18 protein-coding genes are annotated in these 18,730 nt (G+C 72.8%); 12 read left to right on the forward strand and 6 right to left on the reverse strand.

The window, feature by feature from the left end; genetic code table 11:
* The first annotated feature begins 61 nt into the window (after positions 1-61).
* The gene (locus ACQEVB_RS17355) at positions 62-652 is read left to right on the forward strand and encodes a superoxide dismutase (RefSeq protein ID WP_432972077.1); all 591 of its coding nucleotides are present in this window, start codon (positions 62-64) and stop codon (positions 650-652) included.
* Positions 649-1,107 carry a flavin reductase family protein gene (locus tag ACQEVB_RS17360; protein ID WP_432972080.1) on the forward strand — a complete coding sequence of 153 codons (459 nt, stop codon included), beginning with the start codon at positions 649-651 and terminating at the stop codon, positions 1,105-1,107. The genes ACQEVB_RS17355 and ACQEVB_RS17360 overlap by 4 nt, the downstream gene beginning before the upstream one ends.
* A 135-nt stretch (positions 1,108-1,242) precedes the next feature.
* Here ACQEVB_RS17360 and ACQEVB_RS17365 read toward each other — a convergent pair whose 3' ends face one another.
* Positions 1,243-1,983, reverse strand: a complete 741-nt coding sequence (locus tag ACQEVB_RS17365) for a GntR family transcriptional regulator (protein ID WP_432972083.1) — start codon at positions 1,981-1,983, stop codon at positions 1,243-1,245.
* A 115-nt stretch (positions 1,984-2,098) separates the two neighbouring features.
* Between ACQEVB_RS17365 and ACQEVB_RS17370 the strand changes: the two genes are divergently transcribed.
* From ACQEVB_RS17370 to ACQEVB_RS17380, 3 genes are all read left to right on the forward strand, one after another.
* Positions 2,099-2,326, forward strand: a complete 228-nt coding sequence (locus ACQEVB_RS17370) for a hypothetical protein (RefSeq protein ID WP_432972086.1) — start codon at positions 2,099-2,101, stop codon at positions 2,324-2,326.
* A gap of 130 nt (positions 2,327-2,456) precedes the next feature.
* Positions 2,457-4,010, forward strand: a complete 1,554-nt coding sequence (locus tag ACQEVB_RS17375) for an ATP-binding protein (protein ID WP_432972089.1) — start codon at positions 2,457-2,459, stop codon at positions 4,008-4,010.
* Positions 4,007-4,675, forward strand: a complete 669-nt coding sequence (locus ACQEVB_RS17380) for a response regulator (protein WP_432980420.1) — start codon at positions 4,007-4,009, stop codon at positions 4,673-4,675. The genes ACQEVB_RS17375 and ACQEVB_RS17380 overlap by 4 nt, the downstream gene beginning before the upstream one ends.
* Before the next feature lie 94 nt (positions 4,676-4,769).
* On the opposite strand, the gene ACQEVB_RS17385 is transcribed toward ACQEVB_RS17380, so the two are convergent.
* From ACQEVB_RS17385 to ACQEVB_RS17395, 3 genes are all read right to left on the reverse strand, one after another.
* A complete protein-coding gene (locus tag ACQEVB_RS17385; protein ID WP_432972092.1) occupies positions 4,770-5,636 on the reverse strand; it encodes an alpha/beta fold hydrolase in 867 nt (288 codons plus the stop codon).
* 136 nt (positions 5,637-5,772) lie between these two features.
* Complete coding sequence (gene mihF / locus ACQEVB_RS17390) at positions 5,773-6,084, reverse strand: integration host factor, actinobacterial type (protein WP_432972095.1); 312 nt, start codon at positions 6,082-6,084, stop codon at positions 5,773-5,775.
* 548 nt (positions 6,085-6,632) lie between these two features.
* The gene (locus tag ACQEVB_RS17395) at positions 6,633-8,012 is read right to left on the reverse strand and encodes a cation:dicarboxylate symporter family transporter (protein WP_432972098.1); all 1,380 of its coding nucleotides are present in this window, start codon (positions 8,010-8,012) and stop codon (positions 6,633-6,635) included.
* Positions 8,013-8,171: 159 nt separating this feature from the next.
* On the opposite strand from ACQEVB_RS17395, the gene ACQEVB_RS17400 reads away from it, so the two are divergent.
* The 3 genes from ACQEVB_RS17400 to ACQEVB_RS17410 all read left to right on the forward strand — a co-directional run bounded on the left by ACQEVB_RS17400 (position 8,172) and on the right by ACQEVB_RS17410 (position 11,190).
* Positions 8,172-9,701, forward strand: a complete 1,530-nt coding sequence (locus tag ACQEVB_RS17400; protein WP_432972101.1) for an ATP-binding protein — start codon at positions 8,172-8,174, stop codon at positions 9,699-9,701.
* Entirely contained in the window at positions 9,698-10,393 is a 696-nt protein-coding gene (locus ACQEVB_RS17405) for a response regulator (RefSeq protein WP_432972104.1), read from the forward strand. The genes ACQEVB_RS17400 and ACQEVB_RS17405 overlap by 4 nt, the downstream gene beginning before the upstream one ends.
* A 326-nt stretch (positions 10,394-10,719) precedes the next feature.
* Positions 10,720-11,190: a hypothetical protein gene (locus tag ACQEVB_RS17410; protein WP_432972107.1), complete on the forward strand. Its 471-nt coding sequence runs from the start codon at positions 10,720-10,722 to the stop codon at positions 11,188-11,190.
* A gap of 154 nt (positions 11,191-11,344) precedes the next feature.
* Here the strand turns inward: ACQEVB_RS17410 and ACQEVB_RS17415 are convergent, their stop codons facing one another.
* Together ACQEVB_RS17415 and ACQEVB_RS17420 are read right to left on the reverse strand one after the other, a co-directional pair.
* Positions 11,345-13,423, reverse strand: a complete 2,079-nt coding sequence (locus tag ACQEVB_RS17415) for an LCP family protein (RefSeq protein WP_432972110.1) — start codon at positions 13,421-13,423, stop codon at positions 11,345-11,347.
* 100 nt (positions 13,424-13,523) lie between these two features.
* Entirely contained in the window at positions 13,524-14,423 is a 900-nt protein-coding gene (locus ACQEVB_RS17420) for an oxidoreductase (protein ID WP_432972113.1), read from the reverse strand.
* Positions 14,424-14,512: 89 nt separating this feature from the next.
* On the opposite strand from ACQEVB_RS17420, the gene ACQEVB_RS17425 reads away from it, so the two are divergent.
* From ACQEVB_RS17425 to ACQEVB_RS17440, 4 genes are all read left to right on the forward strand, one after another.
* Positions 14,513-15,190 carry an IspD/TarI family cytidylyltransferase gene (locus tag ACQEVB_RS17425; protein WP_432972116.1) on the forward strand — a complete coding sequence of 226 codons (678 nt, stop codon included), beginning with the start codon at positions 14,513-14,515 and terminating at the stop codon, positions 15,188-15,190.
* Between the two features lie 31 nt (positions 15,191-15,221).
* Positions 15,222-16,583, forward strand: coding sequence for a hypothetical protein (locus ACQEVB_RS17430; protein WP_432972119.1), 1,362 nt, complete (start codon positions 15,222-15,224; stop codon positions 16,581-16,583).
* Positions 16,580-17,563 (forward strand): glutamate ABC transporter substrate-binding protein, encoded by a 984-nt coding sequence (locus tag ACQEVB_RS17435; RefSeq protein WP_432972122.1) that lies wholly within the window; start codon positions 16,580-16,582, stop codon positions 17,561-17,563. Before ACQEVB_RS17430 ends, ACQEVB_RS17435 begins: the two co-directional genes overlap by 4 nt.
* Before the next feature lie 207 nt (positions 17,564-17,770).
* Positions 17,771-18,664, forward strand: a complete 894-nt coding sequence (locus tag ACQEVB_RS17440; RefSeq protein WP_432972125.1) for a DUF559 domain-containing protein — start codon at positions 17,771-17,773, stop codon at positions 18,662-18,664.
* Positions 18,665-18,730 lie beyond the last annotated feature (66 nt).

An 18,730-nucleotide genomic window follows, 5' to 3' on the forward strand; every position in this document is an offset into this window, starting at 1 on the left:
GTGGTCGTTTAGGTCACGGCGCGCTTGAGCTCAACCCGTGTTCAGGTTCGAGGATGCCGGCATGGCTGACTACACGCTGCCCGACCTCCCGTACGACTACGGCGCTCTGGCGCCGCACATCGCGCCGGAGATCATGGAGCTGCACCACTCCAAGCACCACAACACCTACGTCACCGCGCTCAACGACACGTTGGAGAAGCTCGCCGCGGCCCGGGAGAAGGGCGACTTCGGCGCCATCGTCGGGTTGGAGAAGACGCTGTCGTTCAACCTGGGTGGCCACATCAACCACTCGATCTTCTGGAAGAACCTCTCCCCCGACGGCGGCGGCAAGCCCACCGGTGAGCTGGCCGCGGCCATCGACGACCAGTTCGGGTCGTTCGACGCGTTCCAGGGGCAGTTCACCGCGGCCGCGACCACGATCCAGGGATCGGGGTGGGCGATCCTGGGCAAGGACCCGATCGCGAACAAGCTGCTGATCTTCCAGCTGTTCGACCAGCAGGCCAACGTCCCGGTCGGGATCACCCCGGTCGTCATGCTCGACATGTGGGAGCACGCGTTCTACCTGCAGTACAAGAACGTCAAGCCCGACTACGTCAAGGCCTGGTGGAACGTCGTCAACTGGGCCGACGCGCAAGCGCGCTTCGAGGCGTGACCACGGCCGTCCGGCTGACGGAAGCGTTCCGGGGGCAGCCGGCGGGACTGGCCGTCGTCACCGCGGCCGGGCCCGTCGGGCTGACCGCCTCGTCCGTCGCGTCGCTGGCGCTCGACCCGCCGGCAGTCGCGTTCTCGCTGAAGCGGGCGAGCTCCACCGCCGCCGCCGTGCTCGCCGCCGAGACGGCGCTGGTGCACCTGCTCGACGCGGACGACGTCGCCCTCGCCGAGCGGTTCGCGGCACCCGGCGACCGCTTCGCCGCGGTGCGCTGGGCGCCGCTGCCGACGGGGGAACCGCGGCTGCTCGACACCGGGCTGGCGCTGCGCTGCCAGGTCCTCTCGACCGTGGACGTCGGGGCGTCGGTGCTGATCGCCGCCCAGGTCGTCGAGGTGCTGGGGGAGCGGCGCGGCGCGCACCTCGTCCACGTCGACCGGACGCATCGGGTGCTCGCTTGAGCCGGGCGCTGGTTCGGCTCGGCCGGGGTGGTGCGGTGATCAAGGGCAAAATGTCGCTTGTCGATCTTCGCGGACGACGTTTTGCCCTTGATCGACGCCGGTTGTCTCGGGCACGGGACGGCGGTCGCGTGCGGCTCAGACCGTGTAGAAGAGCTCGAACCGCTCGCCGTCGAGGACGATGAAGTTGACCTCGACGGGGCGCTTGTCGGTCATGGCCACGCGGGTGATTCGGAACACCGGGGCTCCTGTCGGCACGTCCATCCGGTCGGATTCCGGGGCCGCGGCGCGTCCGACCCGGACCGCCACCTCGAAGCGCAGCGGCGAGTGCCCCGCCTCCTCCAGCCGCGCGTAGATGCCGCCGGGCCCGGTGTCGGTCTCCTCGATCCGGGTGCCGAGGGTGAGCGTTCGCGGCAGGTAGCTGGTCGCGAGCTGGACCGGGACGTCGTCGGCGAACATCCGGCGGTCGCGCACGAGCACCTCGGCCCCTTCGTCGAGGCCGAGAGCTGCGGCGACGGCCGCGCTCGCGGGTTCGACGCGGATCTCCGTCTCGGACCGCGGCTCCCACTCGCCCGCATGGGCGTCGGACAGGAAGGCGCCGCGGCCGGCGTCGCGCTCGTCGGCGCTGAGCCGGCTGCGGGTGCTGCGCAGGATCGGCGGGCGCTCCCGCACGAAGTGGCCCGACCCGGTGCGGCTGCGGATGAGGCCTTCGGACCGCAGCGCGCTCAGCGCGTTGGCGACCGTCTGGCTGGCGACCCCGTACTGCTGGATGAGCTGGGCCTGGGTGGGCAGCTGCTCGCCCGGGCGGACGTCGCCGCGTTCGATGGCCCCACGGAGGTCGGCGGCGATGTCGCGCCAGGTGGTTCGGCCGTCGGACATGGGCGCCACCGTACCTACGCGCAGCAATGACCCTCGGTGCGGCAGCGGGCCACAGCTTGTCATCAATCTAGATAGATGGCAAGCTGTGGGATCTATCTAGATGAAAGGTCGCTCGATGGGGGATCGGTTCCAGGTTCAGGCGCGGCTGATGCGTCGCCGCAACGGCACGGTGGTCCACGACGAGACGCGGTTCGTCGAGACCGGCACGGTGGAGGACGCCCAGGCCGTGGCCAGGCGCTGGACCGGCGAAGGGCTCACCACCTGGGTCTACGCGCTCGACCGGGTCGCCGGGCGCACGGTCTACCGCGCGATCGAGGACCCGGCGCCCGGAGTCGGCCCCTGATCGACCTCACACAGCGCACGGCCACCTCACACAGGTTGCAACCTGTGTGCCGTGGCCACGCGCTGTGTGACGTCCGGCGGACGCCCGCGCAACCTGGCCAACTCCCGTACCGCGGTGACACAGTGCCGCGGTGACCCGGTCGCTCGCCCGCCAGTTCCTCGTCTGGCAGCTGGCCGTCGTCCTGCTGCTGCTCGCGGCGGTGGCGGGGTTCGCGGCGGTGCGGTCGGACGCCGAGTTCCGTGACGTGCAGGGGCGGCGGATGCTGTCGGTCGCGGAGGACGTGGCGGCGGTGCCGACGGTGCGGCTCAGCCTGTCCACGGACCTCTACGGCCCGCTGCCGGGCGTGGTGGTGGGGGCGCGCAACATCTCCGGCGCCGACGACGTGCTGGTCGTGGACCGTGACGGAGTGATCCGCGCGTCGGTCGACCCGACGCTGGTCGGCACGCGGTTCGCCGCGGGGGAGTCGACGGCGGCGGCCGGCCGGTCGTGGGTCGGGGATCCCGACGGCCGCACCGTGGACGCGCAGGTCCCCGTGCTCGACGTCGGGCAGCAGATCCTCGGCGTCGTCGCCGCCCGCATCCGGGCGCCGTCGCTGCTGGAGGGGCTGGTCGCGGCACCGGGGCCCGCGGTCACGTTGCTGCTCGTCGCGCTGGTGCTCGGCGTGGGCGGGTCGTTGCTGCTGGCCCGCCGGGTGCGCCGGCAGACGCTCGGGCTGGAGCCCGCCGAGATCGTCGAGCTGGTGCAGCGGCGCGAGGCCATGCTGCTCGGTGTGAAGGAGGGTGTGGTCGGCATGGACGGCGACCACCGGATCACGCTGCTGAACGACGCGGCCCGCGACCTGCTCGGCATCTCGTCGACGGGCGTGCGGGTCGACGACCTCGGGCTGGACGACCGCCTGCGCGACGTGCTGCTCGGCTCGGTGACCGGCGAGGACCAGCTGGTGCTGCGGGAGGGCAAGGTGCTCGTGCTCAACCGGATGCCGGTGGTCGTGCACGGCGCCCAGGTCGGTGCCGTGGTCACGTTGCGCGACCGCACCGAGCTGGCCGCGCTGGAGGGCCGGCTGGACGCGTCCCGGCACGTCACCGACACCCTGCGCGCGCAGGCCCACGAGTTCGCCAACCGGCTGCACACCATCGCCGGGCTCACCGAGCTGGGCGAACACGACGAGGTGCGCCGGTTCGTCGCAGGAATCGTCGCCGGTGGGGACGCGTGGCGGCGCGAGGTCACCGGGTCGGTCGGCGACCCGGCCGCGGCCGCCCTGCTGGTGGCCAAGGCGAGCCTGGCCACCGAACGCGGGGTCGTGCTGCGCCTGGCGCCCGGCGCGCGGCTGGAGGCCGGGGACGACCCGGCGCTGTCCGCCGACCTGGTCACGGTGCTGGGCAACCTCGTCGACAACGCGCTCGACGCCGTCGCCGCCGAACCGGCGCCACGTTGGGTCGAGGTGGGGGTGGACGGCACAGCGACCGGGCCGGTGACGGTCGTCGTCCGCGACTCCGGGCCGGGGGTCGCGCCCGAGCTCGCCGACGAGGTGTTCCGGCACGGGTTCTCCACCAAGACCGCCGAGCAGGGCGAGCGGGGGCTCGGGCTCGCGCTCGTGCGGCAGGTGTGCCTGCGCCGCGGCGGAACGGTCGCGGTCAGCGGCTCGACGTTCACCGCCGTCCTGCCGCTGCTGGTGCGTGCCTGATGCGCGTGCTCGTCGTCGACGACGACTTCATGGTCGCCCGGGTGCACTCCGGCTACGTCTCGCGCATCGACGGCTGCGAGGTCGTCGGCGTGGCGCACACCGGCGCGGCCGCGCTGGCCGCGGTGCGCGAGCTGCGCCCCGACCTGGTGCTGCTGGACGTGTACCTGCCCGACATGTCCGGCCTGGACGTGCTCCGCGCGCTGCGCAGCGGCGCGCCCGACGACCCGTCGGTCCTGATGATCACGGCCGCCGACGATGCGCCCACGGTGGCGGGGGCGCTGCACGGCGGGGCGGCGCACTACCTGGTCAAGCCGTTCGACTCGCAGGCCCTCGCCGGGCACATCGCCCGGATCGGCGCGGTGCGCGCCACGCTCGCCACCCTCGGGAACGCCGGCCAGGCCGAGATCGACGCCGTCTTCGGTGGCCGCGCCGCGCCCGCGACCCGCCTCCCGAAGGGGTTGACCCCGGAGACGGCCGAGCTGGTCGCGCGGGCCCTGCGCGAGAGCGCGGGCGACCTGTCGGCGAGCGAGTGCGCCGAGCTGACGGAGCTGTCGCGGGTCAGCGCGCGACGCTACCTGGAGCACTTCGTGGCCAGCGGCACCGCGACCGTCCGCCTGCGCTACGGGGGCACCGGCCGCCCGGAACGCCGCTACCGGGCGCGCTGAAGCACCCGGGGTATGCGTCGAGAACGACGTTACGGTGATCAACAAGCCTTGTTGATCACCGTAAGTTCGTTCTCGACGCGTACCCCCGGGTGATTCAGGCCCGGGTCGGGGTGCGCTGCTGGGTCTGCGTCAGGATCGCCGCGGCCAGTGGGGGGATCACCGTGCGGTTGATCGCGTGCCCCATACCGGGGATCCGCACCAAGCGGGCGGCGCCGAGCGCGCGGACGAGTGCGCCGTGGTTCGGCGGCGGGAACGCGGGGTCCTCCGGCGCTTCGATCACCAGCACCGGGACGTCGACGGAGGCCAGCTCGGCACCGCGGTCGAGCCCGTCGGCGATCATGCGGGCGTGCGCGGTGGGCGCCTCGACGCGGCCGGTGTGGGCGATGATCCGCTCCTCCCTGGCCCGGAACTCGGCCGGGTCGAACGGGGTGCCGGTGCCGTTGAGCACCCGCCAGTGCTCGACCCGCCACGCCAGCTCGCCCTCGGCGTCGCGGGGGTCGTCCAGCTCGCCCCACATCCGCAGCAGTGCCTCGGACGGGCCGGGGAGCGGCTCGGCGCCGGGGGTCGCCATCGGGCCGGTGCAGAACAGGGTCGCCGTGAGGAGCCGGTCGGCGTGGTCGAGCAGCAGCAGTTGGACGAGGAACCCACCCATGCTCATGCCGACGACGTGGGACTGCGGAACGTCGAACGCGTCGAGGACGGCGACGGCGTCGGCGGCCAGGTCGGCGGGGCCGTAGTCGGGCTCGTCCTCCGACCAGGTGCTGCGGCCGGTGTCGCGGTGGTCGTAGCGGATCACCGGGTGGTGCTCGGCCAGCGCGGCGACGAGCTCGTCGGGCCAGGCGAGGCCGCTGGCGTTGGCGCCCATGACCAGCAGGATCGGGGCGCCGGCGACGGGCCCGGTGGCAGGGACGTACTCCGCCCACAGAGAGACACCGGGTGCTGCATCGACGAAGCGCTCCACGCGCTCAGCCTGCCGGTCCGTGGCCGTCGCGTCCACGGCGGGGGTGGTGACCAGTGCCACCGATGACGGACACGCGCCCGGACCCGCCCGGCCCTGCGGGCTGCAGGGCCGGGCGCCGGGGAGTCCGCGGAGGGACTTACTTGAGGGCGTCGAGCAGCGCCTGGCGCTGGCGGTCGCCCAGGCCGGCCGCACGGCGGGACGCGTCGATGCCGGTGGCCTCGAGCAGCGCCGAGACCTTGGCGGGCCCGTAGCCGGGGAGGCTCTTCAGCAGGTCGGCGACCTTGGTCTTGCCGACGATCTGGTCGGACTTGGCGCGCTTGAGAACGCCGGGGATCGTCTCCTTGCCCGACGCGATGGCGTCGCGCAGCTCCTTGCGTGCGGTGCGGGCGGCCGCGGCCTTCTTGAGGGCCTCGGCGCGCTGCTCGGGGGTGAGCGTGGGCAGTGCCATGTCGGTTCCTTTCCTTCTCTGTTCAGCACCCGGAACGGGTGTCTGCGCAGGTCAACTTCACCGCAAGCGTGGCAGAAGGCGTCGGAGGCGCGCGGAGAGGGCCCAGGAAACGGGGTCGGGAGGGTCTCTCGGCGGTCACGGCGAGATCTCCGTGTGGACACATCACCCCGATCGTGGAGGTGCTGACGTTCGGTGATAATCGCAGGTCAAAGCTAGTGCGACGGCCGAGGTGTGGCAACTGGTGATTGACACGTCACCCGCCGTCGCAGCGGCGTGGCTCGGAGCAGTCCGCCGCATGGTCATGATCGAGATCGGGCGCGGTCCGGACGACGGCCGCCCCGGCGTGTCGGACGGCGACACGCCGGGGCGGGGTGCGGGCGCCTGCTGGTCGAACGCGGTCGCAGAGGTGCGACTGGATCGATGCGGAGGCGCCGTCCGGCCGGGTCCGCGGGCGGGGTTCCGACCTGCCCGCGGGTGTGTCGATCAAGGGCAGAATGTCGTTCTGGATCGATCGAGGAACGACGTTCTGCCCTTGATCAACGGTGCGCTCAGGCCTTCGACAGGCTGGGCGACTCCGGTGCCTGCGACTCGCGCGTGTGGTCGTCGTCGAGCATGGTCGCCTCGTCGAACGGGTCCTGGCCGGAGAGCACCCGCTCGGCCTTCGCGCGGTCGAACTCACCCACCCAGTTGCCGATCAGCACCGTCGCGACGGCGTTGCCGGCGAAGTTGGTGAGCGCGCGTGCCTCCGACATGAACCGGTCGATGCCGGCGATGATCGCCACCCCGTCGACCAGGTCGGGGCGGTGCGACGACAGCCCGCCGGAGAGGGTGGCCAGCCCGGCGCCCGAGACCCCGGCCGCGCCCTTCGACGCGATGATCATGAACAGGAGCAGGCCGATCTGCTCACCCAGCGCCAGCGGCTTGCCCAGGGCGTCGGCGATGAAGATCGACGCCATGGTCAGGTAGATCGCGGTGCCGTCGAGGTTGAACGAGTAGCCGGTCGGCACCGTGATGCCCACGACCGGCCGGGAAATGCCGACGTGCTCCATCTTCGCGATGAGCCGCGGCAGCGCCGACTCCGACGACGAGGTGGAGACGATGAGCAGGAACTCACGGGCCAGGTAGCGCAGCAGCGCGAAGATCGACAGCCCGGTGAAGAGCCGCAGAACCAGTCCGAGCACGACGAAGATGAAGATCACGCAGGTCAGGTAGAACCCGAGCATGAGCTTGGCGAGCTCGATCAGCGCCGCACCCTTCGTGGCCCCCACGACCGCCGCGATGGCGCCGAACGCGCCGATCGGAGCCACCCACATGATCATCGCGAGCACCCGGAACACGAGCTTCTCGATGTACTTGATGCCGCGCAGGATCGGCTCGCCGGTCGGGCCGAGCGCCTGCACGGCGAAACCGACCAGCAGCGCGACGAACAGCGTGGAGAGCACGCTGTTGCCGACCAGCGGCGAGAACAGCGTCGTCGGGATGATGCCCAGCAGGAACTCGGTCGTGCCCTGCTGCTCCGCGGCCGGCGGTTTCCCACTGATCGCTGCGAGGTTCAGCCCGGTGCCCGGGTCCAGGATGTTGCCGACGACCAGGCCGATGATCAGCGCGAACGTCGACATGATCAGGAAGTAGCCGATGGCCAGGCCGCCGACCTTGCCGACCTTCGCCGCCTGCCGGATCGAGCCGATGCCCAGCACGACGGTGCAGAAGATGATCGGGCTGATCATCATCTTGATCAGGTTGACGAACGCGTCGCCCAGTGGCTTGAGATTCTTGCCCAGGTCCGGGAACAGGAAGCCCACCGCGATGCCGAGCAGCACCGCGACGATGACGGCCAAGTACAGGAAGTGGGTGCGGTCGCGCTTGCGGGGCGGTGTGTCGGTGCCGGACCCGGCACCCGATGCTGCGCCTGGTTCTGTGGATGCCACGGTGCTCCCCAGTCCGTCGGAGTTTGCGTCGTCGGCGGTCGGCCGACGACTATGCGCGACAGCATGCGGGGAGGTGTGATGGCAGCCACGGTTTCGTTCATTGCGTTCGCTCGAACGTGGAGCCTTGCCCGCCGGTTGTTCGTCCTCCAGGCCGCTGTCGTGGCGATCGTTCTCGCGGGCGTCACGGTAGCCGCCTATTACCAGTTCGACGAGGCCAACGACGACGCGGCGGCACGGGAGATGCTGGGGATCGCGCACACCCTCGCGGCCGATCCCGCGGTGGCGGCCGCGCTCGCCACGCCGCGGCCGTCCGATGCGCTGCAGCCGCTGGCCGAGGACGTGCGCAGGCGCACCGGCACCGACTTCGTCGTCGTCATGACGCCGGACGGAATCCGCTACAGCCACCCCACCCCGTCCGAGATCGGCCGGCACTTCCTGGGCACCATCGAGCCCGCCGCGGCCGGCGAGTCGATCACCGAGACCTACACCGGCACGCTGGGCCCGTCGGTGCGGGCCGTCGTACCGGTCCGGGTGGGCGGGAGGGTGGTCGCGCTGGTGTCGGTTGGGCGCACCATCACCGCGGTCTCCGCGACGCTGGCCGCGTCGCTGTCGCTGGTGCTCGCCGTCGCGGCGATCGCGCTGGTGGTGGCCGCGATCGGCGCCTGGCTGATCAGCCGCTGGCTGCGCCGCACCACCCACGACCTGGGGCCGGCCGAGCTGTCGCGCATGTACTCCTACTACGACGCGGTGCTGCACTCGGTCCGCGAGGGCATGCTGCTGCTCGACGCGGCCGGGCGGGTGCAGCTGGTCAACGACGAGGCCCGGCGGCTGCTGGGCCTGACCGGGGACGTCGCCGGCCGGCCCGTCGCCGAGGTCGTCACGTCCGGGCTGGGCGCGGCGCTCGCCGCCCGCACCGTCGGCGCCGACGAGATCCACCTGACCGCCGACCACATCGTCGTCGTCAACCAGCAGCCGGCCGTGCAGCGCGGCCGCGACCTCGGCACCGTCGTGACCTTGCGCGACCACACCGAGCTGCGCGCCCTCACGAGCGAGCTGCAGACCATCCAGGGCTTCGCCGACTCGCTCAACGCGCAGGCGCACGAGGCGGCCAACCAGCTGCACACCGTCATCTCGCTCATCGAGCTGGGCCGCGCCGACGAGGCGCTCGCCTACGCCGAGGAGGAGCTGGAGATCGCCCAGCAGCTCACCGACGCCGTCCTGGCGGCGGTGGAGGTGCCGGAGCTCGCCGCGCTGGTCGTGGGGAAGGCCGCGCAGGCCGCCGAACGGGGCGTGGAGCTCACCGTCGCCGACGGCGCGCACGTCCCGGCGGGGGTCGCCGATCCGCGCGACCTCGTCACGATCACGGGCAACCTGCTCGACAACGCCATCGACGCCGCCCTCGACGGCCCGCCGCCCCGTCGGGTCGGGCTGGACGCCGGGGTCACCGACGGCGAGCTGGTGCTGCGCGTGCGCGACTCCGGCCCGGGCATCGATCCGGCCGTGGCCGACCGGGTGTTCGTCCGCGGCGTCTCGACGAAGGCGACCACTCCCGGCCTCGGCCGCGGTCTGGGGCTCGCGCTGGTGGCGCAGGCCGCGCACCGGCACGGCGGCCGCGCCGAGGCCAGCACCGACGCCGCGGGCGCGGTGTTCACCGTCCGCCTGCCCGTGCCCGACCAGGTGCCCGCGTGATCCGCACGCTCGTCGTCGAGGACGACCCGCTCGCCCGCGAGGCGCACGTCGCCTACGTCGGCCGGGTGCCCGGGTTCAAGGTGGTCGGCGCGGCCGGCACCGGCACGGAGGCGCTGCGCCTGCTCGCGGCCACCCCCGTCGACCTCGTGCTGCTGGACGTGCACCTGCCCGACACCAACGGGCTGGAGATCCTGCGCCGCATGCGCGCCGAGGGCCGCACCGCCGACGTGATCATGGTGACGCGGGCACGCGACGTGGAGGTGGTGCGCGCCGCCGTCGCCTTCGGGGCCACCCAGTACCTGGTCAAGCCGTTCACGTTCAACGCGGTGGCGGCGAAGCTCGCGAGCCACCGCACCTACGTCCAACGGCTGGAGGCCGAGCCCGTGCTCGCCCAGGGCGACGTCGACGGCCTGTTCGAGGCGCTGCGCACCCCCGGCCCGGACCCTGGCCTGCCGCGCGGGGTGGGCCGCGAGTCGCTCGAGGCCGTCGCCGGCGTGCTGGAGGCGGCGGGGGAGGATGCCGGACGCACCGCCGTCGAGGTGGCCGAGCAGCTCGGCGCCTCCCGCGTCACGGCCCGGCGCTACCTCGAGCACCTCGTCGAGATCGGCATGGCGACCCGCCGCTCCCGCTACGGCGCCCAGGGCCGCCCGCAGGTGGAGTACGCGTGGCGGCCCGGAGGCGCCCGCTCCTGACCGGGCCGTCAGGTCGACAAGACGTCCGCCGCGCGGGAGTCGATTTGACTTGTCCGGGCAAGTTCGGCCGGGCAGCTGGTCCATGCGCTGTTCGGCGCAGGAGGTCCAACAGGGTGGGGTGGATTCGACGGGCGCCGGGCGATGCCTCCGTGGACCGCGAGGCCGGGACTCGATTGTTGGTGCTTACGGGTGATGACGCGCCATCCGCCGGCGGCATCGCACCTGTTTTTGAGAGCGTACAGGCCTTGGCTCCGCAGGCTGTGTGTCACCGACGGTGGGAGCCGATGCTATCAAAAGGAAACTCGCCGAGTTCAAATGGAGGGGTTGTGAAGCCTCGGATCCGTGCGCGAGCTGCGGTTGTTGCGATCGTGATCGCCTTGGCGTCGGTCGCCGGCGCGACAAACGCTAACGCTGTCGAACCGTCACAAGTGGAATCGATTGGCTACGGAATCCGTCCGACGGCGCTGGACGGCGTTTGTGGATCCCTCCTGACCGCGGGCACGAGCTTGGGCTCGCTCGGTCGGACTGTCGCCGCTCGCGGTGCCGGTTGGGTCGGGGCGATCGTGTCCGCCCGTTGCCTGCTTGCGGATGTCAACGAGTACTCCAAGCAGTTCCACGCGACCCCCGAGGGGATCGCCTTCGTCAGGGAGCTCAAGAACAGGTACGGCGCGTACACGTTCGAGGATTTCATGGCTGAGTTCGATTGCACCTTCGTGGAAAGCGGGCGCGGACCGGCGGATTCGGTTGACTCGGCTCGCCGCCGGGGATACTGGAACTGTGACAACGGTCGTGATTGAGCGTCAAGGGCTGATGGACACGAGCGCAAGGTTCTTGGTGATGTATCGGATCGCAAGACGTGTCAGCCTGGGGAGCTGGCGCGTCCGGCTAAACGTCGGTCGCCCCGGCTGATCCACTGCTGTAAACCGCATCCGGGCAAGCGCCCCGGAGCGCTCAGCCGCAGGCGTCGGCCAGCGACACCGGCGAGGTCTGCGGCGCCTCCGTGGTGGAGGGTGCCGTGGGGGCCGTGGCGGAGCGGGACGCGCGCGGCTTCGCCGTCGACTTCGCCTCGTCGAGCGACGGCAGGGGCTGCCCGCTGATCGCGCGCTGCACGACCTCCCGCATGAAGTCGACGTCCACGCGCGCGGTGGAGAACTTCCCGTCCGGCCGGCTCGGGTCGACCAGGCTCGGGTCGAACGCGATGCTCTCCAGCTTCACCGTCGGCTGCCCGGCCAGCGCGACCAGCGACGGCAGCACCTCCTGCGGGATGTTCGTCGCCACGCTGTTGGTGGTGGCGCTGGCGACGGCCTGGAAGTTGGTGAGCATCTGCGCCGGGCTCTTCTGGGTCAGCAGCTTCTGCAGCAGGCAGCGCTGCCGGCCCATGCGCGTGTAGTCGGTGCTGTCGGTGCGCGACCGCGCGTACGCCAGCGCGTCCTCGCCGTTGAGCAACTGCGGGCCGGCCGGGATGTAGCGGTCCGGCTTGACGTGCGTGCCGTCGGGCTGGATGCCGCCGACGGGGATCGGGTTCGGACCGGTGTCGACCTGCAGGCCGCCGAGCGCGTCGACGATGGCGGCGAAGCCGGCCATGTTGACCTCGACGTAGTAGTCGAGCTGCAGGCCCAGCATGTAGCTGACGGTCTCGTGCAGCAGGTTGAGCCCCGGGTCGGCCGTCGGCGTGGTCGGTGCGTCGGCGTGGTGGTCGCGGCCCCACGCGTACACGGCGTTGAGCAGGTAGTCGCCCGACAGCGGGTTCGACGCGTCGTGGAAGCCGTCGGGGAACTTCTTCGCCATGGGCGTGCCGGGCGGGAACTGGACGTGCCCGAGGTTGCGCGGTAGCCCGAAGATCGTGGTACGGCCCGTGCGGGTGTCGATGCTCGCCACCATCATCGAGTCGGTGCGCGCGCCCTCCCGGTCCGGCCCGGCGTCGCTGCCGACCAGCAGCACGTTCAGCCGCGGCTTCGCGATCGCCTCGGCCGCCGACGTACCGCCCTTGTCACCGGCGAACAGGGTGTCGAGGAAGTTGCGCTGAGCGTTGGCGAGGTTCGCCGCGTACCCGAACGGCGCGGCCACGACCAGGCACAGCGCTGCGGTGACGAGCACGCCGACGGCCTGCGGGCCGGCGGCCAGCGAGCGCGGGCGGGCGATCAGGTACGTGCGGACGATCACCGCGATCCACGCGACCGCGGCGGCGACGATGCCGACGCCGATCACGATCAGCACCCGCGCGGAGAGCAGGTTCGACAGCAGTGTGGTGCGGCTGGCGGTGGTGGCGAGCAGGACCATCGCCAGCACCAGCAGCGCGAACACGCCCACGATCAGCGTGCCGGTGCGCCGCCTGCCGAGCATGAGGTGCCCCGAGCCGGGCACCACCGTGGCGGCGGCCGTGGCGAGGAGAGCGCTCTTCAGGGTGCGCTGCTTGGTCGGGCGGCCGTGGCGCTTCGGTGTGGGCCGGCGGGTGGCGGCCGGGGAGACGACGCGGGCGGTCGGCGGCGACTCGTCGTCGGTGCCGTCGACCGTCGCCACCATCTCGGTGCGGACGTCGGGGGCGTCGGCGCGCCCCTTCACCGTCGGCACCATCTCGGTGCGGGTGTCGGGCGCCTCGGTGCGGGGCGCCGGGGTGCGCGTGACGGGGCGCGTGGCCGGCTCGACCCGGACCGGCGCGGCCCGACCGGGCGGCGGCGGGCCGCCCGATCGGCCGGCGGGCCGGCTCTCGGACGTGCGCGGATCGGGGCGGCGGGGCGGCGGCGGGCCGACCGGCCGGGTCGCCGGCTCGGCACCCGGCGGCACCGCCGGCGGGGCCGGGCGGCGCGGCGGATCCGCGGGCCGGCCCGGCTGGTCCGGGCGGCGGCGCAACGGGCCGGCGAGCCGCTCGTCGGGACCCCGGTCGGAACCGCGTGCCGCCATCGACGGCGGCGTGCCGTTCCGGGTCGCCCGCGGATCGTGGCGGCCGCGCTCGCTGCGTCGCGGCCACGGGTCGGGCTCCCGCACGCCGGTGTCGGGGCGGCGCGGGGGCCGCGCGGCGTCGTCGTCCACCCCGCTCACCTCCTGCGCCTCCGAGTGCCGATCCCTGCGCGACTCGCCGTCGAGACCGGCGGGATCCTACGCGCGGTGATCACGGTCACCTTCGGCGCCGTCACGTGCTCGCCCGCGGCACGGTCGCACGTACCCCGGTGAGCTCGGCCGACCCGTCGAACAGCTGCTTGGCCACCGCGCGGTCGTGCGCGGCCGCGGCCGCACCGACCGGACGCGGCGCGCCGCGCATCTCACCCGGGCCGCCGGGACCGACGAAGGTGCCGCCGGGCACGTCCTCGACGGTGGCGGCGAAGAGCGCGGGCAGCGCGCCGTCCTCCGCGGACTGCGCGAACACCCGGTTGCCCAGCGCCATCAGCGAGTCCAGCACCGACTCGGTGTGCGACTGCAGGTTCGTGGCCGCGTACCCGGGGTGCGCGGCGAGCGAGCGCAGCCGCGAACCGGCGGCGACGAACCGGCGCTCCAGCTCGAACGCGAACATCAGGTTCGCGAGCTTCGACTGCGCGTACGCCGGCCACGCGAGGTAACGGCGACGCTCCCAGTTCAGGTCGTCGAGCCGGATCCGGCCGAACCGGTGCATGAAGCTCGTGAGCGTGACCACGCGGTCGGTGATGCGGTCGAGCAGCAGCCCGGTCAGCGCGAAGTGGCCGAGGTGGTTCGTGCCGAACTGCATCTCGAACCCGTCCACCGTGCGCCGGAACGGCACGGCCATCACCCCGGCGTTGTTGACGAGCACGTCGACCGGGCCGTCGATGCCCTCGGCGAACGCGCGCACCGAGGCCAGATCGGCCAGGTCCAACGCACGCACCTGAACCGAGCCGGCGATCCCCGCCGCCGCGGCTGCGCCCTTGTCGACGTCGCGACAGGCGAGCACGACCTCGGCACCCGCGGCGGCGAGCCGGGTGGCCGTCACCAGGCCGAGCCCGCTGTTCGCGCCCGTGACGACGACCCGGCGACCGGTCTGGTCGGGGATCTGCGCAGCGCTCCATGCGGACGGGTTCACGCCACTGACGATACGGACCGATCCTGAGAGGTCTCCGCCGGACACGGCCCCTGTCCGGGACGTCCGGATCGCCCGGCAGACTTGGGCACGTGCCCTCTCCCGCCGCCGTCGTGCTCGCAGGCGGCAGCGGAACGCGCGTCGGCGCCGCGGGGAACAAGGTGTACCTGCCGCTGCGCGACCGCCCGATGATCGCCTGGTCGGTGGCGGCGTTCACGGCGCTCCCCGAGTTCGGCACCGTCGTGCTCGTCGTCCGCGACGGGGAGCAGGCGCTCGCGCGGGACGCGGTCGGGTCCGGGCCGGTGATCGTGGCGGGTGGGGCGAACCGGCAGGAGTCCGAGCTCGCCGCGCTGCGCGCGCTGGCTCCCGCCGTGCGAGCGGGGGAGATCGACGTCGTGCTCGTCCACGACGGGGCCCGGCCGCTCGTCGACGCCGCGCTGGTGCGCGAGGTGCTGCGGGTCGCCCGTACCGACGGTGGCGCGGTGCCCGGGCTGCCCCGCCCCGGCCTCGCCGTCGCCGGGGAGGACGGCACCCTCGCCGGACCCGCGGACGGCCTCGTCGCCGTCCAGACGCCGCAGGGGTTCCGCGCCCGCCCGCTCCTCGACGCCTACACGGCCGCGGCGGCCGACGGGTTCGCCGGCACCGACACCGCCGCGTGCGTCGCGCGGTACGCGCCGGACGTCCCGATCCGGTGGGTACCCGGCAGCCCGCACAACATCAAGGTCACGTATGCCCACGACCTGACCGTCGCCGAACGCCTCCTCGATTAGGCTGGCGCCCCTGTGGACCGGGGGGTCGAAGGTGAGCGTGGACGTCGGTGCGCGGCCCGGACGGGTCGAACAGCAGCCGGAACCGGGGCGGTCCTGGACGGCGACGCTGCGGGAGCGGTGGCAGGAGCTCGCCCGCGGTGAGGCGACACCGGACCGGCTGCGGCGCGCCTGCGCCGTCCTCGTGCTCGGCTGCCTCGTGGCGGGTGTCGTCAGCCTGGTCTCGGGCATCAACCGGACGCGCGCCGTCGCCGACGGCGGAGAGCGGATCGGTGGCATCGTCGCCGACGCCGCCCAGATCTACCGCTCCCTCGCCGACGCCGACGCGATGGCCACCAGCGGGTTCGTGTCCGGCGGGCAGGGGCCGGCGGCCGCGCGCGCCCGCTACGACGCCGACGTCGCCCGCGCGTCCGCCCGCCTGATCGACGCCGCCGGCAAGCTCCCGGCCGGCGACCCGGCGGCCGCGCCCGTCGCCACGTTGGCCGAGAAGCTGCCCGTCTACACATCGCTCGTGGAGACTGCCCGCGTCTACAACCGGCAGAACCTCCCGCTCGGCCAGTCCTACCTCTCCACCGCCTCCAAGCTGATGGCCACGGAGATGCTGCCGGCCGCGGCGAAGCTGCGCAGCCTGCAGACCGGCGCGCTGGGCGACGCCTTCTCGGTCGGCGGCGGCATCCCGTGGGCACCGCTGGTGACGCTCCTCGCCGCGATCATCGCCGTCGTCGACGTGTCGATGCGGGAGAGCCGGCGCACCAACCGCGCGGTCAGCCCCGGCCTGGCCGTCGCCGGCGGGGCGCTCGCGCTGGCCCTGATCTGGTGGGTCGCCGCGTCCGTGATCGCCGGTGCCGGGCTGGGTGCGGCGAACCGGCACGCCACCGTCGCGTCCGCGCTGGACGACGCCAGCACCGCCGTCCTGCAGGCCCGCAGCAACGAGAGCTTGGTGCTCGTGGCGCGCAACAGCGGCGGCGGGAGCGACAGCGTCTACGTCGACCAGATGAACAAGGTCCTCGGCCCCGACGGCAACGGCGGGCTCCTCGCCGCCGCGGCAGCCGACGCCGACCCGGCGGCCACGGCCGGCATCGACGGGATCCGCACGGCCGCGAAGGACTGGCAGGCCGCGCACGCCAACGTCCGCAAGCTCGACGACAGCGGCGACTACCGGGCCGCCGTCGACTCGGCGATCGGCACCGACCCGGCCAGCTCCGGCACCCGGTTCGACCGGCTCGACGCAGCCCTCACCCAGGCCGTCGACGCCGAGCGGGCCGCGTTCGCCAGTGCTGCCCGCACCGCGGAGACCGCGCTGTTCGGGCTCGCTGGCGGGCCTGCCGTACTCGCGCTCGTCGCGGCGGCAGGCGCCGTCGCCGGGCTGGGCCGCCGGATCGGGGAGTACCGATGACCGACCTCGACCACCGCCGGGTCAATGCCCGCCGCCCGCTGCTCGTCGTCGCAGTGGGCGCCGTGCTGGCGCTGATCAGCCTGCTGTTGCCGGCGCTCGGGCAGGGCGGAGAGGCCGCTGCGCCGCCTCCGCCGCCGCCCCCCGCACCCGCCGCCGCGCCGGCCGCGCCGTGCACCCCGGTGGAGAGCCTGCGCCCGGCCGGCCCGCTGCCGCCGCCCAACCAGATGCCGGACGGCTCCACGATGGCCCGCATCCACGACCGCGGCCGGCTCGTCGCCGCCGTCGACCAGGGCAAGTTCCGCGTCGGCTTCCGCAACCCGGCCAACGGCAACCTCGAAGGCAGCGACATCGACGTCGTGCGCTCCATCGCCGAGGCGATCTTCGGCGACCCCGACAGGGTGCGCTACGTCGTCACCAGCATCGCCGACCGCACCACCGTCCTCGAGAAGAACCAGGTCGACATCGTCGTCAACACCTTCTCCGTCACCTGCGCGCGGCAGAAGACGATCGCGTTCTCCACGCCGTACCAGACGGTGACGCAGCGGCTGCTCGTGCAGCGCAACAGCGGGATCCGCAGCGTCGACGACCTCAAGGGCAAGACCGTCTGCACGTCGGCGGGCTCGGTGCCCGAGCAGGAGCTCAAGAAGTACCCCGGCGTCACCGTGCAGGGGGTGGCCAGCACCCCCGACTGCATCGTCGGCCTGCAGACCGGTCGGGTCGCGGCCATCTCCAACGACGACGTCATCCTCGCCGGACTGGCCGCGCAGGACCCGCAGACCGAGGTGATCAGCGACAGCCGCCTCCCCAGCTCGCGCTCCGCCGTCGGCATCCCGATCGGCAACGAGGACATGGTCCGGTTCGTCAACGCCGTGCTGGAGAAGTCCATCGCCGACGGCTCCCTCGCCGCGAGCAACACCCGCTGGCTGGGCGACCTCCTCAACCCCCTCCCCCCACCCCCCGCCCCGGTGTACCGCGACTGAGGCCCCGCCCCCCCGCGAGTTGCCCGGTTCGGGACGGCGAGTTGCCTGGATCGGGACGGCGAGTTGCCCGGTTCGGGACGGCGAGTTGCCCGGTTCGGGACGGCGAGTTGCCCGGGGCGGTACCGCGAGTTGTCCCCAACTCGTCAGTACATCCACAGGTTTTCATGATCGTTCCCACGCCGCCCCGATGCGCGTCACGGTCGGTACATGGACACACCTTCCGGCCTGCACGGTGCCCACCGCCGCGGCGAGGCGCTCGCTGCTCTGGGCGATCGCCGATTGCGCACCGCGATCAAGTCAGGCGTACTCCGACCGCTCTGGACGAACGTCGTCGTCGACGGGTCTCGATTCCTGGACCCCCTGACCCGGGGTGCGGCGGCGCTCCTCGTCGCCGGCGACGACGCGGCGCTGTCCGGTCCGACTGCCGCGTGGCTGCACGGATGCCGAGCCGTCGAGGACGCGGCCGTGCACATCACCGTCCGCCCTGGGCGCACGTTGAAGCAACGGCCAGGGCTCGTCGTCCACCACCGCGGGATGTTCTCCCGCGACGTGGTGGACGTACTCGGACTCCGCGTGCTGGCGCTGGACCGCGTCCTGTCAGATCTGTTGTGCTCGGTCCGCGCGCAGGACGGCCTCGCGCTGGCCGACGAAGCCCTGCGGAACGCCGGAGCCGAACCGGAGCAGCTGCGCTCGGCGATCGCCACGCAGATCGGCAGCCGTCTCGACCCGCGGGGCACCGTGCGGGCTGCGCTCCTCCTCGATCTTGCGTCGCCCCGGTCCCGATCACCTGCCGAGAGTTGGCTTCGATGGGGGCTTGTGGATGCCGGCTTCCCGATCCCGGAGGTCAACTGGCCGGTGACGGGGCCCGACGGGACGGTCCACTACCTCGTCGACCTGGCGTGGCCGTCGCTGCGGATCGCCGTGGAGCACGACGGGTATGCGGCCCACGTCGGACGCGAGGAGGCGGACCGGCTCCGCGAGATCGATCTGTGCAAGCGTGGATGGATCGTCATCCGATCGAGGGCAGCCGACCTCGGCGACCTCGGTCGGCTGCTTCGCGAGCTGAGGGCAGCCTTCGCGGCGCGTGGATACACGTGGTGATCGCAGGAACCCGCCGTACGGGTCGGGGCGACTCGCGGTCCTGAACGGGGCAACTCGCGGTCCCGA

The sequence above is a fragment of the Pseudonocardia sp. CA-107938 genome (assembly GCF_050936315.1).
GTDB lineage: Bacteria > Actinomycetota > Actinomycetes > Mycobacteriales > Pseudonocardiaceae > Pseudonocardia.